A 4,862-nucleotide genomic window follows, 5' to 3' on the forward strand; every position below is an offset into this window, starting at 1 on the left:
CCTTGACCGGCTTTTAAGGCAAAGATATCGTTGCCACTACCGCCAATCAAACTATCATTGCCCATGCCTCCATCAAGAAGATCGGATCCTTTCCCACCCGTGAGAGTATCATTTTCTGCGCCTCCGAACAGAGTATCATTTCCGGCGCACCCTCCCAGGATATCTGCTCCTTCGTCACCATTGATTAAGTCATTGCCTTCACCGCCGCAGATGGTATCATTTCCCTGCTGTCCAAACAGATTGTCATCACCTTGACTGCCAAGCAAGATGTCGTTACCTTTGCCTCCATATAACGTGTCATTATCCTTGCCACCATCGATGAAGTCATCATCTTTGTTGCCATAAATGATGTCAATACCTTCGCGGCCATGTAAGAAGTCATTGCCTTTGCCTCCAAAGATTAAATCGTTACCAGACTCGCCAAGGATGATGTCGTTACCTTCATCTCCATAGAGAGTATCTTCATCTTTGCCTCCGGCGATGAAGTCATTACCTTGGTTGCCATTAATAATGTCATTATCGGCACCACCGTATAAGTTGTCATCCCCGGATTGGCCCTCGAATATGTTGGCAGCATTGCTACCTAGTAATTCATCGTTTTGGGCCGTGCCTATCTGAATGCCAGACGCGCCGAGTATGGTATTTTCAACCGAGTTGGGTCGGTTTAAGTTGGGATAGGTAATTTGGTCGCAGATGCACTCATCGTCTGAGAGGTTATTAGTTGTTGGCGTGGGGGTTGGTGTTTCCGATGGTGTCGGTGTTTCCGAGGCTGTTTCCGATGGTGTTGGTGTTTCCGAGGCTGTTAGTGATAGGGTGGGAGCGATCGATGGCGTCGGAGCGCTCGGTGGGGTCGGAGCGATCCCTGTTGGGGTTTCGGTGCCGATTTCGGTGCCGATTTCCCCAGAGGTAGGTTCAAAAGGAACGAGCAGATCTTCAGGATTGATTGTCTCGAAGGTGGGGCGAACGGTAGGGTCATTAACCGCTACTTCCTCCATCTTCTTCTGGATCGCTTCCTTGGTGTTGTCGGCGAGGAACTGCTTGATCGTCTTGGTTCCCGCTGCCAATTCCGGCAGTCCGACTGCGATTTGACCAACTGAGACTGCCTGCAATTTGGTAATTTCCGTAGCGATCTCACTTAATGGGCGACCGCTAGTGGCGAGTTCCTGAACAATTTGATTGCCTAGGGCCATTATTTGTGCAGCAGCCGAGGCGACGCTGGCTAGCTGCTGTGTGTTGAGATTGCTGTCTTGAGTGGCCGCAGCAGCGATCACGGACTGTATAATCGCCCCAATTGTCTCTAGTTTGGTCAAGTCAACTGGAGTACCGGCTTTAAGCGTATCGGCGATCGCGGCTGCTGCGGCATTTCCGAGTTGAGTGAGCGGTGTTTCCGAAGCCCCTTCAATAAATTTCGCCGTCTGGACGATCGTGTTTTGCACCATGATCATCGAGGCAAACACTGCCACACCCTTCGCGTCGCCATTGGCGATCGCTTCTAGGGGGTCGTAGCTGCCCAAATCAACATCAGCCGGCAGCCCCAGAGCCGATTTCACCTGAGTTTCAGCAGTTTCAGGGTCAATCCCTTTGCTAGCCAAATCAGCAATAACCGTGGTTAGAGGCGTGATCACGGTGGAATCTGGAGTAGAAGTAAGCGGCGTAACCAGAGGCAAATATGTTGCGATATCGTTCCCCTCCATCAGAACAATCTTGCCTTCACTCGGCTCGATTCGACCGTTCTTATTGGTGTCGAATTGGGCAACATCGACCTGCAGATCGAAACTCCCATCAGGATTGGTAACGCTGACTGGCTCGTCTTCATCCTTGATACCATTAAAGTTGGCATCTAAAAACACGAGTCCACCCGATATATAGCCATCGATCGCGCGGCTTTTCCAGGTAGCACCCACACCAAAATTAGCCAGATTGTAGGTGCCAAAGTTTTGCCGCCAGACATTTTCACGACTTATGCTGGGTACCCAATAGGGGACGCTTTGCTTACCACCAAACCACCCTAAATCAATAGTGTAGTACCTCTTCTCAAACCCCGGTCGCAGGTAATCAAACCCAGCATCCAATGAAGCATTGATTTCTCCCTTCACCGCAATCATATCCAGAGGCTTGCTAATCCGAGAAATAATTTCCGAACCCCGAATTTTGCCATCGCTGGTGCCATTTTCTTCACCCACATCGATCAGGTCAGCTTTGGCGTTCCCGGTCAGTCGCCCTGTGACGTATGCCTTGGCCAGAACAGCATCAAGTGAACCAGTTAGACTGATATCGGCATTAAGTTTGACTTCCTGGACATCCGGCCCCGTACCGTCGGCATTTTGGCGATCGCTCACATAGAAGCCATCCAGAACTTTATAGGCATCTGAGACAGAAAATCCTGCCTTTTTCCACTGATTTAGCCCATTGGTGTCAAAGCCGAAACCAAAATTGGTTTTAGCACTAAAGTTGCCTTTCAGATTGCCGTTCAGACCGATTCCTGCAAAGCCATAGATCGGAAAAGTGCGATCCATGTTGAAGCTGAAATCCAATTCCGGCATTTTGTAGGCAAACAGCGTCACATCTGGTTTACCCAGCAGTAAATCAACCACTGTGCCGGGGTTGGTTAAGATTGGGAATTGCAACCCAGGCATATTTTGCAAGGTTGATAAAAACTCTGTCACCTTGCCTTTAGACTTCGATTTCGCTTGATCGGTAGGCGAACCTAGCGTCTTGGTGCTTTTCTTAGTTGCTTTTGAGGGATCGGCCTTGGGATCGGTAGCATCAAAACCTACTTCATAGTCACCCAGATCGATTTTAATATTGCCATCTTGGGCTGCCAGTTCCCCGATCAACTGACTCGCTTTGCCAACTGCGTCCACTGCCGTCAAGAAGCTACCATTGACTTTCGTGCCAGTTAGCGCCATACCAGTTTCGAGCAGAGTGACTTTGCCATCTTTGTTTTGATCGAGATAGTCGCGGATGCTACTGATATCCGACAAAAACTTAATATCGCTGTTCAAAACATTGATCAGGGGACGAACAGGGGTGATAACCTTATCGATCGTCGTGATAATTGGTTTGGCAAAGCCAGTGACAAAACTACCCAAGTCGAGCTGCATATTATTGAATGCCAGCGTGGGTTTTTGGGGCCCACTCCCTTTCCCGTCCTTATACGAAAGCGGCGAAAAACCTGCGTTGAGGTCAAAGTTGAACGACGGAATAGCAGCACTGCCATTAACGCTGGTTTTTGCGCTCAGGCCGAGGTTGGCTTTGGTGTCTAAACTCGTACCAATCAAGTCCGAGAGTTTATAGTTGCCTTTGCTCAGTTCAGTGTAGGTCAGTCGCCCGTCATTTATCCCTCCTTGAGCAGTAGTTAAATCTTTCAGAGATGCCTTAAAGTCACCGGTAATTTTAGTGGGGTTAGTACCGTTGTTCGCTAGATCCACTTGCAAGAAACCTAGATTGGCCTTACCCGTAAAATTATTGGCTAAGCCGACTTCAGCGTTGAGGGCAAGCTTTGTATTCGTTGTATCGAAGAAAAAGCCATCCTGATTCAAACCTAATCCCAAGGAAAAGTCGTACTTGAATTTGGCGTTGGCATCGCCCTGAGTATTCAATCCCAGCGCCGGTAGTCCCAAATCCCCATTCAGTCCTAGCGTTTTAGTGTACTCTTTGCTCAGGTTCACGATAACTTTGGCTTCTCCGTTTGCCCCAAGTGAGCTTGTAATTTTCAGGTTGGGGAAGTCTTTGCCAAGGGAAGTCTTGATAGTGTCTTGAAACTTCACCTGATCCCAGCTCGGCGCTGCTTTCAGGTCGGTGATTAGCCTGTTCTTAATACTGTTTAGAAAATCAGGGGCAATGGCTTTGAGTTTATCGCCCACCACTGGCAGTTGAGCCGCCAGATTGCTGGTGAGGGACTCTTGCAGCTTGTTGAAGCCCAAATCAAGAACGCTGATATCAGGAGGCTGCGTGTTAATAACGATCGCTTTATTGGCTCCCAAGGATTTGGGGGCACCAGGAACGGGTAAAGTCAAAATCGCGTTATTGAGAGCCGCGTCTTGAATCCGGCCACCGTTTAACGATAAAGCTGTAGTAGAAGCATAGTCCAAGTCTGGGGCGTTCTGACCCGTCGCGACGGTGTAGTTAAATGTGAGGGCATTGCTGCCGCTGCCAGAAGCATAAGTGGCTTTGCCGCCGCTATTTAACGTCAATTGGGGCGTTCCCGTAACGTTGACCGGTTCATTGAAAGTGACGCCGATGGGGATAACTTTACCCACACCATACTTGCCATCTGCCAAGGTTGACGTAATATTGGCGAGCGCGGGGGCTGTGGTGTCAGCAGTGGTGAAATTCCAAGCAGTTGCGCCTGTAGTGCCGGCATAATTATTACCAGCTAAGTCTTTAATCGCACCGTTGGCAATTTCAACGTAGTAACCAGTACCTTGCGCTAAATCTGCCGTGGGATTAACTGTGACGCTACTACCGCTAACGGTGACATTTGTGGAACTCACATTCACAGTTTCGACAACTGAGTTATCCGATACTTTCTTGATAACCAGATTGCCAGTGCCTTTTTGGACAGCTTCACTCAATTGCACGACTAAATTAGCACCCACAGCCACGCTGGTGGCATTATCAATCGGGGTGAAAGAGGTGGCGGTGGGCGCTGTGGTGTCAGCAGTGGTGAAATTCCAAGCAGTTGCGCCTGTAGTGCCGGCATAATTATTACCAGCTAAGTCTTTAATCGCACCGTTGGCAATTTCAACGTAGTAACCAGTACCTTGCGCTAAATCTGCCGTAGGATTAACTGTGACGCTACTACCGCTAACGGTGACATTTGTGGAACTCACATTCACAGTTTCGACAACTGAGTTATC

Annotated in this window: 1 protein-coding gene; it reads right to left on the reverse strand. The window is 49.1% G+C overall.

Translation table 11 applies throughout. The features are described 5' to 3' along the window. Positions 1–4,862: Ig-like domain-containing protein (locus tag QUA42_RS13705; protein ID WP_333137742.1), on the reverse strand; the 4,862-nt coding region annotated here is incomplete at both ends.

Source organism: Microcoleus sp. Pol11C2 (genome assembly GCF_036701505.1).
Lineage (GTDB): Bacteria > Cyanobacteriota > Cyanobacteriia > Cyanobacteriales > Microcoleaceae > Microcoleus.